Consider the following 21,096-nt stretch of genomic DNA (forward strand, 5'->3'; position numbering starts at 1 on the left):
GTCGCCGGTCGCGGTGCCATCGCCGGGAGGTTGACTGCTCTCGTCCGACTTCTGGTTGATGCCAGGTGGGCCGTGGCCGCCGTACGCTGCAACGGACATGGCACACAGCACCCTCACGCCCGTGTTCGTCGGGCTCCGCACCGGACTGCACGTGCTGTTCGCCGCGCTCGTGGCGCTCGTGGTCGTCCGCGTCCTCGTCGTCCGCGACCCGACCATGTGGGCGGCGATCGCCCTGGTGGTCGGGTTCGCGGTCCTCTACCTGCTCGGTGCCGGTGTCGCCGCCGCGCCGGAGACACGCCGAGCCGTGGTGGGTGCGGCTTGGATCACCGCCTTGACCGCCGTGTGGGTGGCCTTGCTCGTCCTGGTGCCGGAAGCGGCGTACCTGGTGTTCCCGCTGTTCTTCCTCTACCTGCACGTCCTGCCAAGGATCGTCGGGCCGGCCGCAGTGGTCGCAGCCACCCTGATCGCGGTCCTCGCCCTGGGCCTGCACGGCGGATTCACCGTGGGCGGGGTGATCGGCCCCCTCGTCGGTGCCGGGGTCGCGTTGCTCATCGGCCTCGGCTACCGCGCGCTCGCCCGTGAGTCCGTCGAGCGGGAGGCACTCCTGGCGGAACTGCTCGCCACCCGCGACCGACTCGCCGCGACCGAACGGCAGCAGGGTGTCCTCACCGAACGCGCCCGCCTGGCACGCGAGATCCACGACACCGTCGCGCAGGACCTCTCGAGCATCCAGATGCTCCTCCACGCCGCCGAAGCAGCCGACAGCGACCGCCCGGGCATCGAGCACATCCGCCTCGCACGCGCCACCGCGGCCGACGGTCTCGCAGACACCCGGCGGTTCATCCGGGAGCTCGCACCGCCGTCCCTCGACGCGGGACTCCCCGCGGCGCTGCGCCGCCTCAGCGACCAGTGGCACCGCGAGGGACTCGGCATCACCGTGACCGCAGCACCCGAATCGTCGGAGTTGACGATGGACGTGCAGACCGCTCTGCTGCGCATCGCCCAGGGTGCCGTGGCGAACGTCGCCCAGCACGCCGGCGCCACGACCGTCGACATCACCCTCGACGTCACCGCGACGCACGCGTCCCTGCGGGTGCAGGACGACGGCACCGGGTTCGACCCCGACCACACCGGCACCCGCTCCGGCACGTCCGACGCGTTCGGGCTCCGCGCGATGGGTGAACGCGTCGACCAGCTCGGTGGCCGTCTCACCATCGACAGCGCACCCGGGCACGGCACCACCATCACCGCGACCGTGGAGGTCGGTGAGCCGTGATCCGACTCCTCATCGCCGATGACCACCCCGTCGTCCGCGCCGGCCTGCGCGCACTCCTCGACGGGGCCGTCGACATCGACGTCGTCGGGGAGGCCGCGACCCCCGACGAAGCCGCCGCCCTCGTGGCGTCCGTGGACCCGGACCTCGTGCTCATGGACCTGCAGTTCGGGCAGGACCGCACCGGTGCCGACGCCACCCGGCAGATCCGGTCGACCGACTCCGCGCCGTACGTCCTGGTCCTCACCAACTACGACAGCGACGGCGACATCCTGGGCGCCGTCGAAGCGGGGGCCAGCGGGTACCTGCTCAAGGACACGCCACCCGACGAGTTGCTCGCCGCGATCCGCGCCGCAGCCGCCGGTGAGAGCGCCCTCGCACCGGCGGTCGCGAGCCGCCTGATGGCACGGATGCGTGCGCCACGGGTCAGCCTGTCCGCTCGCGAGATCGAGGTCCTCGGGCTCGTCGCCGAGGGCGCCTCGAACGTCGATGTTGCGGCACGCCTGCACATCACCGACGCCACCGTGAAGTCACACCTGGTGCACGTGTTCTCCAAGCTCGGCGTCGGTTCCCGCACCGCCGCGGTGTCCGAGGCCCGGGCGCTCGGCATCCTGCGCTGACGGCCCGTGCTGGTGCTGGTGCTGGTGCCGGTGCCCGCTGGTTCCGGTGCTGGTGCGCGCTCCGGTGCTCGTGCCGGGGTCAGCGCGTCCGGATCGTCAACCGCTCGAGGGTGAAGGCGCCGTCCTGCACGAACAGCCCCACCCGACCGGCGGGCCGGTCGTAGAGCCGCGTGCTCAGAGCGACGCTGCCGTCCACCACGGCCACGCAGACGTCGCCGTCGAGGTGGACGTCGACCCGGTGCGTGCCCGGGGCGAGCTGCACGGCACGTTCCAGTTCCACGGCGTGCGGCACGTCACCGAGGATCTGCCACTGCTCGGTGCCGGTGCTGCCGCGCGGCCACCGGTCCAGGACGAGCCGGTTCCGATCGGGTTCGAGACGCAGTGCGTAGCCGTCCTCGGTGTCGTCGCTGGTGCGCAGGAGCAGTCCGAGCGACTTCGTGTCCGCCGCGAGGTCGATGTCCATGCTGACCAGCGCCTCCGTGGGGAGTTCCGGACCGACCCACGACGCGTACCGCGTGGCGGCGCCGGCACCGACCGTCGGATCTGAGCCGTTGCGCGGTTGGAAGGCCGAGGTCACGTCGACCTCGTCGGAGTACGCGGCCTTCACGGCTTCGGGCAGGTCGAAGCGCAACGACCCGTCCACCCGCTGGTGTGCCTGGAGGGTGGCCATGGTCCCGGCCCACTGCCAGGCCCCGTCGTCGCGGTCGCCCTCCTTCGACGCGATCCAACCGACGAAGTACCGCTCGCCGTCGAGCGCCAGCGTCTTCGAGGCGTAGAACGCGCGCCCGTCGACGGTGTCGTCCGCCGGAGCGAGCCACGGCCCGTCCGGGGACGTCGCGATGCGGTAGCGCGTGCAGAACGCGTCCGAGAACTCCGAGTACACGAGGTACCACCATCCGCCCCACTGGAAGACGTCGGGGCACTCCTGGGTGATGAAGCGGTGGGGTTCCCAGAGCGGTGACGCGTCGCGCCAGGTCACGAGGTCGTCGGACTCGAGTCGCGCGACCAGACCGGATCGTCGGTACGGTTCGTCGCGTCGACGCGCTGCCAGGAGCATCTGCCACGGCCCCTCGGCAGACGGACGGAACACGAAGGGGTCGCGCCAGTCCTCGGGCGAGTACCCGGCGAGTGCGGGGAGATCCCATCCGGGGTGCTTCGTCCAGTCCGTGAGATCACCCGAGGACGTCGCGTGGCAGACGACCTGGGCATCCTTGGTGACGCCGTCGACCTCGGTCGTGATCCGCGGGTTGTGCCCGGTGTAGAACAGGTGCAGGGTGCCGGAGTCGTCCTGCACGACGCTTCCGGTGTAGCAGTCGAAGTCGCCGGCATCGGCGCCGCCCGAAGGCAGGACCACGCCCTTGCTCTCGAACCCGACGAAGTCGGTCGTGGTCACGGCTCCCCACGGCATCCCGGTCGCTCGCTCGAGCGGGGGGACACCCGGACGCTCGTCGAGCAGGTAGAACAGCCACGCCGTGCCGTCGTGCTCGAACGGGATCACGTCCCCGACGAAGCCGTTCGGGGGCCGGAAGTGGGTGCTGGGTGTGGCGGCCAATCAGGTTCCTTCGGGTCGGGGAGCTGCGAGTGAGCTCCGGGGGACGTACCCGCACGGCACGAGGTGCCGACCGGGCTGCTCCGTCTCCGCCAGCAGCAGGGTTCCGGCGTCGAAACCCATCTGCTGGTGGGGGAGCGCGACGGTGGTCAACGGTGGGTGCATCTGATCGGCGAGGTCCGGCTGGTCGTCGAACCCCACGATGCTGACGTCCTCGGGACAGCGCATGCCGAGCGACTGCGCCGCCATCAGTGCGCCGACCGCCATGCGGTCGTTCCCGCAGATGATCCCGGTCGGCCGCTCGGTCGTCAGGACCTCCATCGCGAGGTCGTAGCCCGAACCCACCTGGAAGGTCCCGAACTCGACGCGGATGGAGTCCGGAGCGATCCCTGCATCCGCGGCGGCGCGCTCGAGGCCACGCTTGCGCTCCTGGCAGGCGTAGTCGTCCTCGGGGCCTCCGAGGAACGCGACCCTGGTGTGGCCGGCGGCGAAGACCGCGGCGGCGACGTCACGGCCGCCTTGGAACTCGTCGGCCAGGACGGTCACGGCGTCGGTGTCGCCGGGCGGGAAGCAGTTGACGAACACGGTGGGCACACGGTCGAGCCCTGCGACCGGGGTGACGTACTCCGGTCCGGGCGCCGCGTAGACGAGGCCGGCGACACCCTGCCGGACGAGGTTCTCGACCGCTGCCTTGCCGCCGTCGGTGGTCTGGGCGGTCTCGACCACGAAGCAGACGTACCCGGCCTCCTGCACCGCCTGCTGCACACCGAGCACGATGTGCCCGGCGTACGGCTGGGACACGAGCCGGTCAGCGATGACGCCGACCGTGTACGAGCGGTTCGAGCGCAACGACTGCGCAGCCCGGTTCGGTTGGAAGTCCAGTTCCTTCGCAGCCTGGAGCACACGGGCACGGGTCTCGTCAGCGATCGAGACGTCCCGACGGTCGTTGAGCACGAACGACACGGTCGGCTGCGACACCCCTGCACGGCGTGCGACGTCCTTCATCGTGACGCGGTGCGACTGCGCTGTGCGTTCTCGGCTCGCCATCGGATCTCCTTCGTCCCGCTCATCATGCCAGAAGCAAATACGTATTGCCTCCCCGGTGCCCGCTGTGTACGATCGCCTCACAAATACGTATTGGCCCGGCGTGGAGCGGGGTCATCATCGCTCAGAGAGGAGCGACCGTGACGAATGGATTCAGCACTCCCATCAACCGGCGCACGCTGTTCAAGTTCGGTGGGGCCGGGCTCGCGCTGGCCGGCATCGGGTCGTTGGCGGCGTGCTCGACGGCTGGCGGAGGCAGCGACACGGGGACGGTGAAGATGCTCTACTTCGGGGAGCAGAGCGCCGCCACAGCGCTGCAGAAGGCGATCGAGCCGAAGATCAAGCAACTGGACAAGAAGGCGAGTCTCGAGGTCACGGCGATCAACGGCACGGACTGGAACGACTTCCTCGCCAAGGTGCTGACGCAGGTCGCGTCGGGCGACGTCCCGGACATCGTCAGCGTGGCGACCGAAGGCCAGCAGCTCCTGGCGTCGAAGAACCTGCTCGCCCCGCTCGACGACCTCGTCACGAAGAACCTGTCGGATCTGCACGCGTACTTCAGCGGTGCCCATCCGGCGCTGATCGAGTCGACGATGTACCAGGGCCACCTCTACACGCTCCCCGACAGTTTCAACGCGGGCAGCATGTTCTACTCGACCGAACTCTTCGACAAGGCCGGCCTCGCGCGCCCCGCGGCCGACTGGTCGATGGACGACTTCCACTCCTCCGCAGAACGGCTCGCGAAGATCGGTTCCGGCACGTACGCGTTCGACTGGGTCGTGCGCCTCTGGGGCAGCTGGACCTCGTTCCTGTACGCCAACGACGGCAACCTGCTGCAGGAGGGCAAGTACTCCGGTGGCGACTGGTTGTGGAAGAGCAAGGCGTTCGCCGACAACCCGCTCGGCGTCACCGGTCGCAAGGGCGGCTGGAAGTGGGGTGACCCGACCGCCAACTCCGACGCAGCGGTCGAAGCACTCGAGTACGTCATCGAGCTGCAGAAGTCCGGCGCGTCCCCTTCGCCGGACGTCGGCGGTGGTGCCACCCTCCAGGGCCTGATGTCCTCCGGCCGGATCGGCATGACGATCGGCGGCGGCTTCTGGGCCGGCGGTCTCCACAACGCAGGGATGCGGAACGGCAGCTTCGACGTCGTCGAGTTCCCGACCTGGAAGAGCAACAAGTCGCTCTTCGGCGCCGGCGGGTACGGCATCTTCAACTCGTCGAAGCAGAAGGACCTCGCGTTCGAGGTCATCAAGCTCATGGTGCAGCCGGAGAGCTTCGACTCGCTGTGGCCGGGCAACGTGACCACACCCGCGCAGAAGTCGCTGATGACCGCGGAGCGGTACTCCACGACGGGGCCGGAGCACTGGTCGGTGTTCTACGACCAGCTCGACAACTCGGTGCCCATCTCCGCACCGCCGTACTACAACGCCCTCGCGACGGCCCTCAACCAGCGGACCACGCAGGCCATCTCGTCGGGGAACGCGAAGAAGGCGCTCGACGGTCTACAGGCTGACATCGAGCAGGCCGCAGCGCAGGCATCGTGATGACCGCAACGACAGAACGACGCACCCAGCGCGCGGCCGAGGTCGCAGCCCGCCGGCCGGCGGCGAAACGTGCCCGTCGGCGTGAGTCCACGTTCGGCTTCCTCATGATCGGGCTCGCGGTGGTGTTCGTCGCCGTGTTCACCCTCGTCCCGATCCTCGCCTCACTCGGCCTGTCGTTCACCTCGTGGGACGTGATCAGCAGTCCCGAGTGGGTCGGCCTGGACAACTACGTCCGACTGTTCACCGACGGGCCGGTCCTGGCGTCCTTCGGGGTCACCATCGGACTCGCTCTCGCCATCGTCGTCCTGCAGATCTCGCTCGGCTTGCTGCTGGCGGTGCTGGCGAACAACCGGAAGCGCAACACCACCCGCGTGTTCTTCCGCACCGCGTTCTACCTGCCGCTGCTGGCGTCCACAGCAGCAGTGTCGATCTTCATGGGCTACATCTTCGACACGAAGTTCGGCCTCATCAACTACTACCTCAACGAGATCGGCCTTCCCGGGGCGCACTGGCTGAACGACCCGTTCTGGGCCAAGGTCACGATCGTGATGGTCGTGGTCTGGCAACAGGTCGGCTTCACGTTCGTGTTGTTCGTCGCCGCGCTGCTGGCGGTCCCGGTGGACGTCCAGGAAGCCGCCTCGATCGACGGCGCCGGCCTGTGGCGGACACTCTTCCAGATCAAGATCCCCCTGATCAGCCCGACGATCCTGTTCGCGACCGTCATCGCGATGATCAACGCCATGCAGCTGTTCGACCAACCGTTCATCATGACCAAGGGCGGGCCCGGTACAGCGACGACGACGGCCACCATCTCGATGTACCAGGCCGGGTTCCAGAACCTGCAGTTCGGATTCGCCTCCGCCATCGCGATCCTGCTGCTGGTCATCATCGGGATCATCACCGCCGTCCAGTTCATCGCCGCACGAAAGCTGGTGTTCTACCAATGACGACCACACAGACGTTCGATCCACTGCACAGCCCGGAAACCGTGGCACAACCGAGCATCGACCACATCGTGCGCCGGCGACGTCCGGTCGCCACCGTCGGGAGCATCGTCGGCCTGGTCATCCTGATCGTCGCTGCCGTGTTCGCCCTCGGGCCGCTGCTGTGGACGCTCACGACGTCCCTCCGAACGCCGGCTGAGTCCTTCGACAACCCGCCGCAGTGGCTCCCGCTGTCCTGGGACTTCAGCAACTACGCGGCCGTCTTCGACCAGATCCCGATCGGCCAGTTCTTCCTCAACAGCGTCGTCGTCACACTGCTGATCGTCGTCGGCCAGACCGTCACCTGCACCCTGTCCGGCTACGCGTTCGCCATGATCAGCTTCCCGGGGAAGAACACCGTCTTCGGGATCTTCCTCGCCACGATGATGGTCCCGATCCAGACGATCATCATCCCGGTCTTCGTCATCCTCAAGGACATCGGGCTGACGGGGTCGATCGCGTCCCTGATCGTCCCCGCCCTCGGGAGCGCGTTCGGCACGTTCCTGATGCGGCAGTACTTCATGCAGATGCCCAAGGAGCTCGGCGAAGCAGCGCGCATCGACGGTGCCAGCCAGTTCGGCGTGTTCTGGCACGTCTACTCCAGGATGGCCAGCCCCGCGATCGCGACGCTCGCGATCCTGAACTTCTCCGGCTTCTGGGCCGAGTACTACCGGCCGTTGATCTTCCTCAACCAGCAGGACACGTTCACCCTGCCGCTGGGGTTGGTCGGTCTGCAGGGCAACCTCGGGACCGGGTCCATCTCGGTCGTCCTCGCGGGCGTGGTGCTGACGATGATCCCGAGTGTCCTGCTCTTCGTCTTCGCCCAGCGGTACTTCATCGAGGGCGTCACGGCTGGGTCCTCCCGATGACCGACCACCACCTCCCGCAGTTCCACGTCCGGCTGCCCCGTGGCTACCTCAACGACCCGAACGGACCGATCGACATCGGCGGACGGGCGCACCTGTACTTCCAGTCGAGGCCGCTCGTCGACCTCGAGATCCCGGTCGAGTGGGGACACGCCACCAGCGAGGACCTGGTGCACTGGAGCCTGCACCGGCCCGCGATCGTCCCCGTCCCCGGGGGCGCGGACTCCGGGGGCGCGTGGTCGGGCAACACGGTGCTCCACGACGACGTCGTCCGCGCGTACTACTCCGGCAAGGTCGACCACAGCCCGTTCCAGTCGGTGCTCCTCGCCGAGTCCTCCGACGGCGGCACCAGCTTCGGTCCACCCGTCCAGGTCGTGGCAGACCCGGCGGCCGACGAGGGGATCACGATGTTCCGCGACCCGTTCGTCTGGCAGGACGAGGACGGCTGGTCGATGGTTGTCGGAGCAGCGGCTGCGAACCAGACCGCGGCGGTCCGTCACTACCGATCCGCCGACGGCGTCACCTGGGCGTCCGCCGGCGACCTGGTCGCGATGACCCGTGCCACGGTCGAGGGCATCGACACCGGCGCAGGCTGGGAGTGCCCGCAGATCCTCACGGTCGACGGCACCGACGTCGCCCTCATGGCGTCCTGGTCACACGAGGACGGACCGGGCGAGGTCATCGCGGTCCCGTTGACCGGCACGCTGCACCCCGACCGGGTCGACCACGGGCAGCACTTCTACGCGCCGTCCGTGATGCGGACCGGGTCGTGGGGTGCGGTGCTCTTCGGGTGGGTCACGGAAGGTCGTCCTCTGGAAGCGACCGCGCAGGCGGGCTGGTCCGGTGCCGTCTCCCTGCCCAGGAGGGTGTGGCTCACCGACGGACGACTCGCGAGTGCACCGCACCCCGCGGTGGAGTCACTGCGAGCAGGCACGTCGCGTCCGGGCCACGGGGCGACGGTCGGCGCGCAGGTGGAGATCGTGCTCCCGACCCCGGTCACCGGGGTCGTCCGTCTCCGGTTCTCGGAGGCCGAGTACCTCGACGTCCGTGTCGACCTGGAGGCCGACACCCTCACCGTCGATCGGAGTCGTGCCAGCGGGGACGCTCGCGCGGACACGAGCCCTGCCGTGGTCCGGGCGCCGTTCGGACCGCGGAGCGAGCTGCCGGCGGTGCGGGTGTTCGTGGACGGGTCCGTCGTCGAGGTCTTCACCAGCGCCGGCCGATCCGTCACGACGCGCGTCTACCCCGAGCAGGCACCACCCTGGACTGTGGAAGCTCCTCCCGAGGCGTCGGTCTGGGAACTGCGGAGCGCTGTGACGGTGGCGGGTCCGAGATGACCCGGCCCCTGATCACCGTTGCCGGCGAGTCGTTGGTCGACGTCGTGCACGACGGATCACAGCGTGAGGTACCCGGTGGGAGCCCGGCGAACGTGGCACTCGGGTTGGGGAGGCTCGGTGCACCGGTCGAGTTCGCGACGTGGCTCGGGGACGACGTCCGAGGACACCGCATCGCCGATCACCTCCGGGCCTCCGGCGTCCGACTCGTCGACGGGACGTTCCGAGCCAGCCGGACGTCCTCCGCCTCCGTCCGGCTCGACGCGGACGGCCAGCCGACGTACGAGTTCGACGTCGAGTGGGACCTGCCGGAGCTGCCACGCACGCCGAGCTGGCTGCACGTCGGATCGATCGGCGTCTTCCTCGAACCCGGGGCGAGCAAGGTGTCGGAACTCGCGCGACGCACCGCGGCGGCCGGGGGAGTCGTCTCGTTCGACCCGAACATCCGTCCCGCGCTCCTCGGCGCGGCTGCCGACGAGCGACTCACCTTCGAGCACCGTGCAGCGACGGCGAACGTCGTGAAGCTCTCCGACGAAGACGGTGCGTGGCTCTACCCGGGGCTGTCCGAGGAGTCCGTCCTCGATCGCGTGCTCGGCTGCGGCGCCCAGCTCGCGGTCCTCACCACGGGCGCCACCGGCTCGCTCCTGGCGACCGCGACCGAGCGGGTCCGGGTCCCCGGTGAACGCGTCGACGTCGTCGACACCGTCGGAGCGGGCGACACCTACATGGCAACGCTCGTCTGGCAGCTGCGGGACCACGCCACCGTTCTCGACTCGCTCGGCGAACCGACCCTCACGGAACTCGGACGTGTCTGCACCCGTGCCGCGGCGATCACCGTCGCCCGGCGGGGAGCCGATCTGCCGAGCGCCACCGACCTGATCCCCGTGCGGGGAGCGACTCCCGAAGCGCACGATCCGACGCAATCCCGACCTCGAACCGGAGTGGACCATGACCTCTGAATTCCGACGACGCGCACTCCTCCAGGGTGCAGGCATCAGTGCGCTCGCGCTGTTCGCCGCGACCGCGCCAGGCGAAGCAGCACGCGCCGCATCACTGTCCCGACCCGGGGCTCCGTCCGCAGCATCCGCAGTGACCGGCACCTCGCTCCGTGCCAGGTACCACATGACACCGCCTGCCGGATGGCTGTCCGATCCGCAGCGTCCGGTGTTCACCAGGGGCGCGTACCAGCTGTACTACCTGCACTCCGACGTGGACAACGGCGACGGCGGCTGGGACCACGTCTCCACCACCGACGGTGTCGACTTCACCTTCGAGGGAACGGTCATCCCGCTGCAGACCAACCTGCCCACGTGGACGGGGTGCACCCTGATCGACACCGACGACACCGCCGGCTACGGTGCCGGTGCCGTCATCGCCCTCGCGACCCGCCCGACAGGGGGTGTGCGGAAGTACCAGGAGCAGTACCTGTTCTTCTCCACCGACGGCGGCTTCACCTTCACCGCCCGACCGGATCCCGTCATCGTCAACACCGACGGCCGCGCAGCGACCACCGACGCAGAGGTCTCGAACGCCGAGTGGTTCCGTGACCCGAAGGTCGCCTGGGACGCCGCCCGCAGCGAATGGGTCTGCGTCATCGGGCGGCAGCGGTACGCCGCGTTCTACACGTCGAAGAACCTCGTCGACTGGACCCTGCAACGGAACTTCGACTACCCCGACCACGACCTCGGAGGCATCGAGTGCCCCGACCTGTTCCAGATCACCGCCGACGACGGGACGACGCACTGGGTCCTGGCCGGCAGCATGGACGCCTACAACGTGGGTCTGCCCTGCACCTACGCCTACTGGACCGGCTCGTGGGACGGCACCTTCTTCACCGCTGACGACCTCACACCGCAGTGGCTCGACTGGGGCTGGGACTGGTACGCGGCCGTCACGTGGCCTGCGGTCGAAGCGCCGGACACGAAGCGCTACGGCATCGGGTGGATGAACAACTGGAAGTACGCCGACCGGCAGGTCCCGACCGACGCCTCGGACGGGTACAACGGTCAGAACTCGATCGTCCGCGAGATCACGCTGCGCCGTCGGTCCACTGGCGGCTACGCGCTCATCAGCGAGCCCGTCGCAGCGCTCCGGACCGCGGCGACCCGGACCGTCCCGATCGCTGACCAGTCGGTCAACGGATCCACGGTCCTGCCCTACGACGGGCGGGCCTACGAGATCGAACTCGACGTGACGTGGTCCGACGCCACGAACGTCGGGGTGTCGGTCGGACGCTCCGCTGACGCCACTCGGTCCACGAACATCGGCACGGCCGGTGGCGACCTCTACGTCGACCGCGCGCGATCCGATCGTGCCGGGTTCGCGCTCTCGCCGTACACCCGCGCCGCGGCTCCCGTCGATCCTGCGACACGGTCCTCGCACCTGCGGATCCTCGTGGACACGCAGAGCGTGGAGGTGTTCGTCGACGACGGCGCGACGGTCCTCTCGAACCAGGTGAACTTCGACACGGGCGACACGGGCATCTCGTTGTTCTCCGACGGCGGCACCGCGACCTTCTCCGGCATCACCATCCGCGAGTACGGGGGCGAGTAGAGACGCAGGTCCGGGAGCTGCGACAGTGCCGGGCGTCGGTGCGGACGGCGGGCGAACGGAGGGCCGACGGGGGGCGGTCGGACGGCGGTCGGAGGTTCGTCCGAGGGAGATGGTGTGTCCTGGGACCCGGACCGGACGACCGAGCAACCAGCGGTCGCCGCGGTTCTCCGACTCGACCCGAACGGACCGCATGACACACTCCTCCACCGTCGCGCTCGGAAGTCCCACGCACTGCTTCGTGGAGCAGTACACGGACCTCGTGTACTCGCAGTTCCGCGACGGAGCCCTGTTCCCGGGCGGACGACAGCTGCACTTCGACCTCCTGAAGCCCGTGACCGCGACACCGACGCCCCTGGTCGTCTTCATCAAGGGCGGCGGGTTCCGGAACGTCCACCGAGCCCGGTACGTCCCCGCGCTGGTGGCCCTGGCCGAGCGCGGGGTCGCCGTCGCCAGTGTCGAGTACCGGACCAGCAACGAGGCGCGGTTCCCTGCCCCGGTCGACGACGTGCGGGAAGCGCTCCGTTTCCTCCGCGCACACGCGGACGAGTTCAACCTGGATCCGGGTGCGGTCGCGCTCTGGGGCAACTCCGCCGGCGCGACCATCGCGACGATCGTCGGCGCCTCCGCTCCCTCGGAACCGGAGCGGGTGTGCGCGGTCGCCAGCTGGTACGGCATGCACGATCCGCTCCGCTCACCGGAGCTCCGTGCCCCCGGGTCGCCCCTGTACACCGCGTTCGGGGCACCCGGTGCGGACGGCAGTCGGTGGTTCCGACCCGCAGACCACATCACGGCCGAGTCTGCGCCGACGTTCCTCCTCCACGGGACCGACGACCGGGTCGTGCCCGTCGAGCAGAGCGTGTCCCTCGCCGCGACGCTCGCAGAACAGGGTGTTCCCCACGAGTTCATGCTCGTCGACGGTGGCCACCACGACTTCGCCGAGATGAGCACGCGGACCGATGCCCTCACCAGGACCTACGACTTCCTCCACGGGCACCTGCTCGCGCGCGTCGAGCGACACGGCACGTCCGAGTGACCGCACGGTCCGGTCAGGTCAGGGATCGCTGAGGGTGCCACGGACGATCGAGTCGCCGGAGCGCGCATTCGAGTTCGGCGCGGCCGGTCGTCCCGGACGAGCGGGGCGGCGCGGCGACGGTCTCGGCGTCACCGCGGGGGAGTCCGGGCACGACACCGGTCGCCACACCGACGCCGAGGACCACGGCGAGCACGCCGACGCCAGCGAGCACGACCGCGAGCGGACGGCGACGACGCGGACGGCGAGGCACCGCACGGCGCTGCGCCTGGGACCCTGGCGCGCCGCTCGTGTGCCCCCGGCGCTCGCCCTGCTCCGGGTCCGGGTTCGGTGGCCCGCGCTGCCTGTTGCGGCGTCCGTGCGATCTCGGCCGCGATCCACTCCCACACGTGCTCCGGGGGCGCGATCAGCCCGACGCCCTCGGACGCCCGGGTCACCGCGGCGACCCGCTGCAGCGCGGCCACCTCGTCGCGGCACCGGTCGCAGGACGCCAGGTGCTCGGCGACCCCGTCCGAGGCCACCTGATCGGAGACCGCGAGCATCGCCAGCGTCTCGTCGTCGACGTGCTTCATTCGATCACCTCGAGACGTGTTCGGAGCCGAGCGAGGCTTCGGTGGATGTGGCTCTCGAGCCGTTCGGCGATCTCACGATGGTTGAGGTCGTCGGAGGACGGCAGTCGTGCGACCGCGGTGGAGTTGCCACCGGCGTCGTCCTCGACGTCGCACCCCCACTACCGGTGGAGCACCTCGATCGGATGCAGCGGTTTGCTGGGGATCAGCTGAGACGGCGCCAGACCCCGGCGTTGCCGGGACGCGACCAGGTCTCCGGATCGCCCGTGACGGCGTCGTCCCCGGCGCCCCGGTCGGTGAGCCGGTACGCGGAGTCCGGCGTCCACCCGGCGACGACACTCGCCCGGTCGTCGTCGACCCGCACCGCGAGCCCGGACGTGCGGAACCAACCAGCGACGGTCAGGTGCACAACGTCGAACTCGGTGGCCACCGCGGACCAGTCCGGCAGCACCCAGTCGCCCTGCCGTCCGGTCGCCAGGGCCCAGTCGTTCCGCCGGGTGGTCCGTGTCACGTCGAGCGGCCAGCGGCGGCACAGCGCAGCCCAGTCGTCGGGCCCGTCGACGGTGCACACCCGCGCGGCGACATCTGCGGGCACGGCCGAGACGACGGCGCGTTCCTGCCCGAAGGAGTCCTCGACTGCCCAGAGCGCCAGCGGCCCGGCGGACGGGAACGGCGCTCGCGTGTGCTGCGCGAGCGGCCACGGCGGAGTCGTCCACCACACCCCGCTGGTCACCCCCGGGTTCCCCTCGGCGTCCTCGTGGCGCAGCTCCCGGGACCAGTCGGCGAGCGCCTCTGCCGCTCCCGGGCGTCGGGGCTGCTCGTCCTGGTCGAACTCGACGGTCCATGCTCCGCCCTGCGGGTCGAAGAGCCGGCGCACGACCGGGCTGTCGACCGCCCACCGAGCGAGCCGCCGGAGCGCGGCCTGCAGTTCCGTCCGAGCGAGGAGCGCGTCCAGCGCATCGGGTTGCTGCCACCACAGCGCGCTGTCCGCAGTCGACTCGAGCGCGACCACGACGTCGTCCTCGCCCACGGACGGCAGGGGCACCGCCGCGAGTGCGCTCGCCACCGCTGCCAGGTCCGGAGCCGGCTCGGGTTCGATCGCGGCACCGATGCCGAAGAGCGTTCGGTCGTCGCCGCGTTCGACGCCGAGGTGGTAGTCCGCCCAGAAGAGCAGGTGGCCGAGCTGCACGGCGGCCGGGTCGTCGGAGTCCTGGACACCGCTGACGAGCTCGAGGCAGAAACGCCGGCCACGCGGGTGCGCGAGCAGGTCCGAGGCATCGATCACGGAACCAGGCTACTGACGGCCACTAACGCACGCGCCGCATCCGCCGATAGCCCTGGGTGCAGGCCCACGGACGGGCCCGCATCCCGCCCCACGGACGGCGGCGGGACGATCGAGAACCAGGACGGGCCATGATCGTCGTCACACGACTGAACGGCAGCGGATTCGCTGTGAACCCCGATCTCGTGGAGCGCATCCAGGAGACGCCGGACACGACGCTGATCATGGTCGACGGTGCGAAGTACATCGTGCGGGAGTCGATGGCCGACGTCATCGACCTGATCGCCGCGTACCGCGCACGCATCGTGGGCATGGCCTACGGCACCGACCAGGCCCCGCGCGCGAGCACGAACACCGGTTCGCAGCCGACGCTCGCCCCGGTCGCCGCCATCCGCTCGACGCAGCACGGCCGCGCGCTGGACGGGGGTCGCTGACGTGGACATCGCAACGATCGTCGGGATCCTGCTCGCCTTCGGCGCCCTGTTCGGCATGGTCCAGATGGAGCACGTCGAGCTCGGTGGGCTCTTCCTGCCCGCTCCGATGCTGCTCGTGTTCGGTGCCACCATCGGCTGCGGCATCGCCAGCACCACCCTGAAGGACGCGATCGCCAGCTTCAAGGCCGTGCCGAAGGCGTTCACCGGCAAGGTCACCCCGCCGGCGTCGGTCATCGACGACGTCGTGGGGCTCGCCGAGACGGCGCGTTCGAACGGCCTGCTCGCCCTCGAGCAGGAGGCCGACAAGCACGACGACCCGTTCATGAAGAAGGCGCTGCAGAACATCGCGGACGGCACCGACGGTGACGAGCTGCGGATCCTGCTCGAGGACGAGATCGAGTCGAACGCGGCCCCGACGCGCAGCGCGAGCGCGTTCTTCATGGGCCTGGGCGGCTTCGCTCCGACCGTCGGCATCATCGGCACCGTCGTCTCGCTGACCCACGTGCTCGCGAACCTCGGCAAGCCCGACGAGCTCGGACCCCTGATCGCCAGCGCGTTCGTCGCCACCCTGTGGGGCCTGCTCACCGCGAACTTCATGTGGTTGCCGATCGGCGGGAAGCTCCGCAAGCTCGCCCAGCTCGAGTCGGACCGCCAGACGCTCCTGATGGAGGGGCTGCTCGCGGTGCAGGCGGGCAGCCAGCCTCGTCTGCTCGGTGAGCGCCTGAAGGCCATGGTGCCGCCCGGCGCCCGCGCCGACACCGGCGGCAAGGGCGGCAAGGGCACCAAGGCCGGTGGCAAGGCCGACGCGGCCGACGACCAGCAGCTGGCGGCCTGACGGTGAACGCCAACCCCCGTGGCCGCGGCCGAGGTCGCGCGAAGAAGTCCCACGACGAGGCTGAGCACCCCGACGAGCGCTGGATGGCGTCGTACATGGACATGATCACGGTGCTGATGTGCATGTTCCTCGTGCTGTTCGCGATGTCCACCGTCGACCAGCAGAAGTACATCCAGCTGAAGCAGTCGCTCGCCACCGGCTTCGGCGAGGTCGACTCGCAGAAGATCGACACCGCGAGCGGCACCGTCGTGACGAAGGACCAGGTCGAGGACGGCTCCGGCTACTCGACCGACAAGTCGCAGGCCGACCACTCCACCGCCTCGTCGGGCACGAAGGACACGAACGTCGATCCCGCGTCGACCGTGGTGCCGACGACCGCGTCGAAGCGGGACCTCACCGAGGCGAAGCGTGAGCTCGACGACCTGACGGCGATCAAGAGCGCGATCCAGGAGAACCTGACCGAGGCCGGCCAGACCGCCAACGTGCAGTTCACCGTCGATGCCCGCGGTCTGATCGTCCGGCTGGTCGGCAGCGAGACCTACTTCGGGACGAACAGCGCCGACCTGTCCGACCAGGCGCGCCGGATCATGGACGCGATCGCCCCGGTCCTGCGGACGAGCCACCACGACGTCAGCGTCGAGGGGCACGCCGACCAGCGGAACTCGACCGCCCCGTACGCGACGAACTGGGAGCTCAGCGCGGCACGGGCGACCGGGGTCCTGCGCGACCTGGTCGAGCGGGGCGGGATGCCCGGCGACCACGTGCAGAGCGTCGGGTTCGGGTCGAGCCGGCCGCTGGCGAAGGGCGGCACCGACCAGGACCTCGCCCTGAACCGGCGGGTCGACATCGTGGTCCTGTCGAACGCCGACCAGGACGTCAGCGCCCTGATGCCGGCGCTGGCGAAGGCGCAGGACGGAGCGCAGCAGGGCTGAGACACACACCGCACGGAGCGCAGCAGGGCTGAGACACACACCGCACGGAGCGCAGCAGGACTGAGACACACACCGCGCGGAGCGCACCAGCGCTGCCCCCACCGCCCCACTACGGGGTACAGCACTGACGGGTGCCCCACAGGTGACCGATAGACGCACCCGTGACCGAGACCCTGCCAGCGCCCGAGGTGTACGACTTCGCGCGCCCGTCGACGCTGGCCCGTGAGCACGCCCGGGTGCTCGAGCTCGCTTTCGAGACCTTCGCGCGCCAGTGGGGCACGCAGCTGACGGCGAAGGTCCGTGCGGTCAGCCAGGTCACCTGCGAGCAGGTGCAGATGACGACGTACGACGAGTACGCCGCGTCGCTGCCCGCGCTCACCGGCATGGTGCTGCTGCCGATCACCGAGCTCACCTCGAAGGGCGTGCTGCAGCTCCCGCTCGACGCCGCCCTGACGTGGGTGTCGCACGCGCTGGGCGCCTCGAAGCCGCTGCCGACCCCGGACCGCACCTTCACGCCCATCGAGCAGGCCCTGGTGCGCAAGATCGTCGAGGACGCCCTCGACGACCTGCGGTACTCGTTCGGCGGGCTGCTCGCGCAGGACGTCACGGTCGGCGGGTTCCAGTTCAACAGCCAGTTCGCCCAGGCCGCTCAGAAGGGCGACCTGATGATCGTCGCCTCGTTCTCGATCCGGGTCGGCGACCGCATCGCTCCGGGCACGCTGGCCCTGCCGGCCGAGGCCGTCCTGCCGCAGCTCGGCGAGGCCGCCGCGCACGTGTCGCCCGCCGACGCCCGCGCCCTGCTCGACGCGCAGCTCGAGAGCGTGCCGGTCGGCGTCAGCCTGCGCTTCGCCCCGGCCGCGGTCCTGCCGACGCAGGTCCTGCGGCTCGCCGTCGGCGACGTCCTGCCGCTGCCGCACCCGCAGCACCGGCCCCTCACCATCGCGGTCGACGGCGAACCCGTCGGCACCGCCGCGGTCGGCGCGAACGGCTCGCGCCTCGCCGGCATCGTCGTCACCACCACGAGCACGGAGCAGCACTGATGACCGAAACGACCACCCTCCACACCGCAGCGGCCGAGTCGCTCGCGGCGCAGCTCCCGACGGCCGCCCCCTTGACCGCGGTGCTCCTGCCTGGAGGCGCGACACCGGTCGTGCTCGACGCGGCGACCGACGCCGTGGTCGCGTCGTTCGTCGGCGGCCTGTCGGCCGACCTGGCACTCGTGCTCACCGACCTCGAGGCGATCACGGCCGCAGGCGGCACCGACCACGGGATCGTGGCCGTCACGGACGTGTTGCGTCCGTCGCTCGAGGCCGCGGCCGGGGTCCTCGGCGTCGGGGTGCTCGGCGAGGCGGGCCGCGAGTCGGCGGCGTCGCTGCTGGCCGACCCGGACACCGTCGTGTTCGAACTGACCGCCGGTGGGCTGCCCGCCGGGTGGTTCGGCATCCGGATCCGCGAGAACGGCACGGTGTCGGCGCCCGTCGTGGCGAACCTGCCCGCGGGCAACCTCGGCCGGATCAACAACGTCGAGATGACCCTGACGGTCGAGATCGGCCGCACCCGGATGTCGGTCCGTGACGTGCTCGGCATGGAGCCCGGCGCCGTCGTCGAGCTCGACCGCAGTGCCGGTGCCCCCGCCGACGTCCTGCTGAACGGCCGCCTCATCGCGCACGGCGAGGTCGTCGTCGTCGACCAGGACTACGCGGTCCGGATCACCCGCATCCTCGACGTCGCCGAAACGGTCTGACCCGCACGTGGACACCCTCGTCGTCACCCTCCGCGTCGCGCTCTCGCTCGGCGTCGTGCTCGCCCTGATGTGGGTGCTGCACCGCGCGAGCCGCAAGCGCTTCTCGGGCAAGCCGTCGGGCCGTCGCGCCGCGACCGTCGAGGTCGTCGGTCGGCAGGGCATCGGCGGCAAGGCGAGCGTCGTCGTGGTCGACGTCGAAGGGGAGCGGCTCGTGCTCGGCGTCTCCGAGCACGGGGTCGCCCTGCTCACCAGCGGGCAGGCGCCCGCGCCGGAACTCACGATCGTGACCGGACCGGTCGCGCTGCCGGTGCGCCCCGCACCGTCGGCCGACGTGTTCGGTCAGGAACTCGCGCTGCAGTCGGACGCCACCACGTCCCTCCAGGCACGGCCGGAGCGCCGCGGGCGCGTCGATCCGGAACCGGCTGGTGGGGCCGGCCTCCCGGCAGCCGCTGCCGACGCGACCGACGCGCCCGCGGTGGCCGGCGCCGTCGCGCCGTTGCCGATGCGCCCGCGCAACCGTCGTCCGCAGCGTGCCGTGCCGAGCGCGCAACAGCTGCAGGGCTCGATCCTGTCGGTCGACACCTGGCGCCAGGCCGCGGCCGCGCTGCGGAACCGGCGGGCCGGGTGACGGCGGCAGGGCAGCACCGGCTGGCACGGTCGGGTCGACTCGTCGCCCTCGTCCTGCTCGGCCTGGCGGTCGTCGCCGGGTTCCTGATGCTCACGACCACCGGTGCGCACGCCGCCGGCGTCGTCGAACCCACCGCCCCGGCGACCCCGACAGCCCCCGCGACCGGTGACTTCAGCGTCAGCGTGAACGGCCCGGACGGCACGCCGTCGTCCGCCGTGGTGACCCTCATCGGCATCACGCTGCTGAGCGTCGCGCCCGCGTTGATGCTCATGATGACGTCGTTCACCAAGATCTTCGTCGTGCTCGCGATGACCCGGAACGCGCTCGGGCTGCAGTCGATCCCGCCGAACCAGGTCATCGCCGGACTGGCACTGTTCCTGTCGTTGTTCGTGATGGCACCGGTGCTCGGGCACATCAACGACGACGCCCTGCAGCCCTACCTGGCCGGCCACCTCGACTTCAACCAGGCCGTCGAGATCGGCACGAAGCCGCTGCGGACCTTCATGCTCCACCAGACCCGCGACGAGGACGTCGCCCTGATCACCCGCGCCGCCGGGCTCGACAACCCGAAGTCGATGGCGGACGTGCCGATGACGACGGTGATCCCGGCGTTCATCATCTCGGAGCTGCGCAGCGCGTTCATCATCGGGTTCGTCATCTTCATCCCGTTCCTGGTGATCGACCTCGTCGTCTCCGCGGCCCTGATGTCGATGGGCATGATGATGCTCCCGCCGGTCATGATCTCGCTGCCGTTCAAGATCCTGCTCTTCGTGCTGGTCGACGGTTGGGGCCTCATCATCACGTCGCTCATCGAGAGCTACCACGTTGTCTAGGGGGCACGCATGAACCAGCAGGCCGTCATCGACCTCGTGCTCCAGGCGCTCCTGGTGTCCGGCAAGCTCGCCGCCCCGGTCCTGGTGACCTCGCTCGTCGTCGGCTTCGCGATCTCGCTGTTCCAGTCGGTGACGCAGATCCAGGAGGTCACCCTGTCGTTCGTGCCGAAGGCCGTCGCCGTCGCGATCGCCCTGGTGGTCTGCGGCAACTGGATGATCTCGGAGATGATCGCCTTCACGCACGTCGCCTTCGACATGATCCCGAAGCTGCTCGGGGCCGGTTGATGGAGCTCGCCATCGACGCCGACCGTCTGGAGGCGACCATGCTCGCCGGCGTCCGGCTCGTCGCGTTCTTCGTCATCGCGCCGCCGTTCTCGTACCGGGCGTTCCCGGGCACCGTGAAGGTGATCCTCGGCCTGGGGCTCGCCATCGGCGTCGCGCCGCGCGTCGCCGTCGGCTACGAATCGCTCGACACGGGGCCGTTCCTGCTCGCCCTGCTCACCCAGCTCGTGGTCGGGCTGTCCCTCGGGTTCCTGGTGTTCCTGGTGTTCGCCGCCGTGCAGTCGGCGGGTGCGCTCATCGACCTGTTCGGCGGGTTCACGCTCGCGCAGGCGTTCGACCCGCAGTCGCAGGTCAACGGCGCCCAGTTCACCCGCCTGTTCCAGATGACCGCACTCGCACTGCTCTTCACCTCGGGCGGCTACCAGCTCATCGTCGGTGGGCTGGTGCGGTCGTTCGACGCCGTGCCGCTCACCGGCACGTTCGCGGTCGACGGGCTCGCCTCGATGCTCGTCGCGGCGATGTCCCAGATGTTCCTCGCCACCCTGCAGATCGCCGGGCCGCTCGTCGTCGTGCTGTTCCTGGCGGACGTCGGCCTCGGGCTGCTCACCCGCGTCGCACCGGCCCTCAACGCGTTCCAGATGGGGTTCCCGATCAAGATCGGTCTGACCGTCCTGTTCGCCGGCGCGCTCTTCATGGCCCTGCCGTCGGTGGTGTCGTCGCTGACCGGCGACGCCGTCGAGGCGATCACCGGACGGGGGTGA

At 70.1% G+C, this 21,096-nt stretch carries 22 protein-coding genes; 18 read left to right on the forward strand and 4 right to left on the reverse strand.

What is annotated here, in order from left to right; translation table 11 throughout:
• The first annotated feature begins 97 nt into the window (after window positions 1–97).
• Entirely contained in the window at window positions 98–1,276 is a 1,179-nt protein-coding gene (locus MXD64_RS08660; protein ID WP_017887453.1) for a sensor histidine kinase, read from the forward strand.
• The gene (locus MXD64_RS08665; RefSeq protein ID WP_017887452.1) at window positions 1,273–1,893 is read left to right on the forward strand and encodes a response regulator; all 621 of its coding nucleotides are present in this window, start codon (window positions 1,273–1,275) and stop codon (window positions 1,891–1,893) included. The genes MXD64_RS08660 and MXD64_RS08665 overlap by 4 nt, the downstream gene beginning before the upstream one ends.
• A 79-nt stretch (window positions 1,894–1,972) precedes the next feature.
• Here the strand turns inward: MXD64_RS08665 and MXD64_RS08670 are convergent, their stop codons facing one another.
• Entirely contained in the window at window positions 1,973–3,445 is a 1,473-nt protein-coding gene (locus MXD64_RS08670) for a GH32 C-terminal domain-containing protein (protein ID WP_017887451.1), read from the reverse strand.
• Window positions 3,446–4,489 (reverse strand): LacI family DNA-binding transcriptional regulator, encoded by a 1,044-nt coding sequence (locus MXD64_RS08675; RefSeq protein WP_017887450.1) that lies wholly within the window; start codon window positions 4,487–4,489, stop codon window positions 3,446–3,448.
• A 137-nt stretch (window positions 4,490–4,626) separates the two neighbouring features.
• Here MXD64_RS08675 and MXD64_RS08680 point away from each other — a divergent pair, with 137 nt between their 5' ends.
• The 7 genes from MXD64_RS08680 (at window position 4,627) to MXD64_RS08710 (ending at window position 12,799) form a co-directional block, all read left to right on the forward strand.
• Window positions 4,627–6,030: an ABC transporter substrate-binding protein gene (locus tag MXD64_RS08680; RefSeq protein ID WP_042537096.1), complete on the forward strand. Its 1,404-nt coding sequence runs from the start codon at window positions 4,627–4,629 to the stop codon at window positions 6,028–6,030.
• On the forward strand, window positions 6,030–6,977 hold the full coding sequence (locus tag MXD64_RS08685) for a carbohydrate ABC transporter permease (protein ID WP_263137420.1): 948 nt from the start codon (window positions 6,030–6,032) through the stop codon (window positions 6,975–6,977). The genes MXD64_RS08680 and MXD64_RS08685 overlap by 1 nt, the downstream gene beginning before the upstream one ends.
• Complete coding sequence (locus MXD64_RS08690) at window positions 6,974–7,882, forward strand: carbohydrate ABC transporter permease (RefSeq protein ID WP_017887447.1); 909 nt, start codon at window positions 6,974–6,976, stop codon at window positions 7,880–7,882. The genes MXD64_RS08685 and MXD64_RS08690 overlap by 4 nt, the downstream gene beginning before the upstream one ends.
• Entirely contained in the window at window positions 7,879–9,216 is a 1,338-nt protein-coding gene (locus MXD64_RS08695) for a glycoside hydrolase family 32 protein (protein WP_263137421.1), read from the forward strand. Before MXD64_RS08690 ends, MXD64_RS08695 begins: the two co-directional genes overlap by 4 nt.
• Entirely contained in the window at window positions 9,213–10,172 is a 960-nt protein-coding gene (locus MXD64_RS08700; protein WP_263137422.1) for a carbohydrate kinase family protein, read from the forward strand. The genes MXD64_RS08695 and MXD64_RS08700 overlap by 4 nt, the downstream gene beginning before the upstream one ends.
• The gene (locus MXD64_RS08705) at window positions 10,162–11,766 is read left to right on the forward strand and encodes a glycoside hydrolase family 32 protein (RefSeq protein WP_263137423.1); all 1,605 of its coding nucleotides are present in this window, start codon (window positions 10,162–10,164) and stop codon (window positions 11,764–11,766) included. The genes MXD64_RS08700 and MXD64_RS08705 overlap by 11 nt, the downstream gene beginning before the upstream one ends.
• 238 nt (window positions 11,767–12,004) lie before the next feature.
• Complete coding sequence (locus tag MXD64_RS08710) at window positions 12,005–12,799, forward strand: alpha/beta hydrolase (protein ID WP_263137424.1); 795 nt, start codon at window positions 12,005–12,007, stop codon at window positions 12,797–12,799.
• A gap of 13 nt (window positions 12,800–12,812) precedes the next feature.
• Here MXD64_RS08710 and MXD64_RS08715 read toward each other — a convergent pair whose 3' ends face one another.
• Both MXD64_RS08715 and MXD64_RS08720 read right to left on the reverse strand, forming a co-directional pair.
• Window positions 12,813–13,010: a hypothetical protein gene (locus tag MXD64_RS08715; protein WP_139179668.1), complete on the reverse strand. Its 198-nt coding sequence runs from the start codon at window positions 13,008–13,010 to the stop codon at window positions 12,813–12,815.
• Window positions 13,011–13,570: 560 nt separating this feature from the next.
• Complete coding sequence (locus MXD64_RS08720; protein ID WP_263137425.1) at window positions 13,571–14,650, reverse strand: hypothetical protein; 1,080 nt, start codon at window positions 14,648–14,650, stop codon at window positions 13,571–13,573.
• A 167-nt stretch (window positions 14,651–14,817) separates the two neighbouring features.
• Here MXD64_RS08720 and MXD64_RS08725 point away from each other — a divergent pair, with 167 nt between their 5' ends.
• From MXD64_RS08725 to MXD64_RS08765, 9 genes are all read left to right on the forward strand, one after another.
• On the forward strand, window positions 14,818–15,081 hold the full coding sequence (locus MXD64_RS08725) for a flagellar FlbD family protein (protein WP_411512259.1): 264 nt from the start codon (window positions 14,818–14,820) through the stop codon (window positions 15,079–15,081).
• Between the two features lies 1 nt (window position 15,082).
• The gene (locus MXD64_RS08730; protein WP_263137427.1) at window positions 15,083–15,916 is read left to right on the forward strand and encodes a motility protein A; all 834 of its coding nucleotides are present in this window, start codon (window positions 15,083–15,085) and stop codon (window positions 15,914–15,916) included.
• Between the two features lie 2 nt (window positions 15,917–15,918).
• On the forward strand, window positions 15,919–16,848 hold the full coding sequence (locus MXD64_RS08735) for an OmpA/MotB family protein (protein ID WP_263137428.1): 930 nt from the start codon (window positions 15,919–15,921) through the stop codon (window positions 16,846–16,848).
• Window positions 16,849–17,009: 161 nt separating this feature from the next.
• Window positions 17,010–17,888: a flagellar motor switch protein FliM gene (locus MXD64_RS08740; RefSeq protein ID WP_017887437.1), complete on the forward strand. Its 879-nt coding sequence runs from the start codon at window positions 17,010–17,012 to the stop codon at window positions 17,886–17,888.
• Window positions 17,888–18,592 carry a flagellar motor switch protein FliN gene (gene fliN, locus MXD64_RS08745; RefSeq protein ID WP_017887436.1) on the forward strand — a complete coding sequence of 235 codons (705 nt, stop codon included), beginning with the start codon at window positions 17,888–17,890 and terminating at the stop codon, window positions 18,590–18,592. The genes MXD64_RS08740 and fliN overlap by 1 nt, the downstream gene beginning before the upstream one ends.
• A 7-nt stretch (window positions 18,593–18,599) precedes the next feature.
• Window positions 18,600–19,220: a FliO/MopB family protein gene (locus tag MXD64_RS08750; RefSeq protein WP_017887435.1), complete on the forward strand. Its 621-nt coding sequence runs from the start codon at window positions 18,600–18,602 to the stop codon at window positions 19,218–19,220.
• Complete coding sequence (gene fliP / locus MXD64_RS08755; protein WP_017887434.1) at window positions 19,217–20,053, forward strand: flagellar type III secretion system pore protein FliP; 837 nt, start codon at window positions 19,217–19,219, stop codon at window positions 20,051–20,053. The genes MXD64_RS08750 and fliP overlap by 4 nt, the downstream gene beginning before the upstream one ends.
• 9 nt (window positions 20,054–20,062) lie before the next feature.
• Entirely contained in the window at window positions 20,063–20,338 is a 276-nt protein-coding gene (locus MXD64_RS08760) for a flagellar biosynthetic protein FliQ (RefSeq protein WP_017887433.1), read from the forward strand.
• A complete protein-coding gene (locus MXD64_RS08765; RefSeq protein ID WP_017887432.1) occupies window positions 20,338–21,096 on the forward strand; it encodes a flagellar biosynthetic protein FliR in 759 nt (252 codons plus the stop codon). Before MXD64_RS08760 ends, MXD64_RS08765 begins: the two co-directional genes overlap by 1 nt.

Source organism: Curtobacterium sp. Arg-1, from assembly GCF_025643395.1.
GTDB lineage: Bacteria > Actinomycetota > Actinomycetes > Actinomycetales > Microbacteriaceae > Curtobacterium > Curtobacterium poinsettiae.

Coding starts and splice junctions, on each gene's coding strand:
- MXD64_RS08660 (WP_017887453.1), top strand. CDS start 98: ATGGCACACAGCACCCTCACGCCCGTGTTCGTCGGGCTCCGCACCGGA.
- MXD64_RS08675 (WP_017887450.1), bottom strand. CDS start 4,489: ATGGCGAGCCGAGAACGCACAGCGCAGTCGCACCGCGTCACGATGAAG.
- MXD64_RS08685 (WP_263137420.1), top strand. CDS start 6,030: ATGACCGCAACGACAGAACGACGCACCCAGCGCGCGGCCGAGGTCGCA.
- MXD64_RS08690 (WP_017887447.1), top strand. CDS start 6,974: ATGACGACCACACAGACGTTCGATCCACTGCACAGCCCGGAAACCGTG.
- MXD64_RS08695 (WP_263137421.1), top strand. CDS start 7,879: ATGACCGACCACCACCTCCCGCAGTTCCACGTCCGGCTGCCCCGTGGC.
- MXD64_RS08700 (WP_263137422.1), top strand. CDS start 9,213: ATGACCCGGCCCCTGATCACCGTTGCCGGCGAGTCGTTGGTCGACGTC.
- MXD64_RS08705 (WP_263137423.1), top strand. CDS start 10,162: ATGACCTCTGAATTCCGACGACGCGCACTCCTCCAGGGTGCAGGCATC.
- fliN (WP_017887436.1), top strand. CDS start 17,888: ATGACCGAAACGACCACCCTCCACACCGCAGCGGCCGAGTCGCTCGCG.
- MXD64_RS08760 (WP_017887433.1), top strand. CDS start 20,063: ATGAACCAGCAGGCCGTCATCGACCTCGTGCTCCAGGCGCTCCTGGTG.
- MXD64_RS08765 (WP_017887432.1), top strand. CDS start 20,338: ATGGAGCTCGCCATCGACGCCGACCGTCTGGAGGCGACCATGCTCGCC.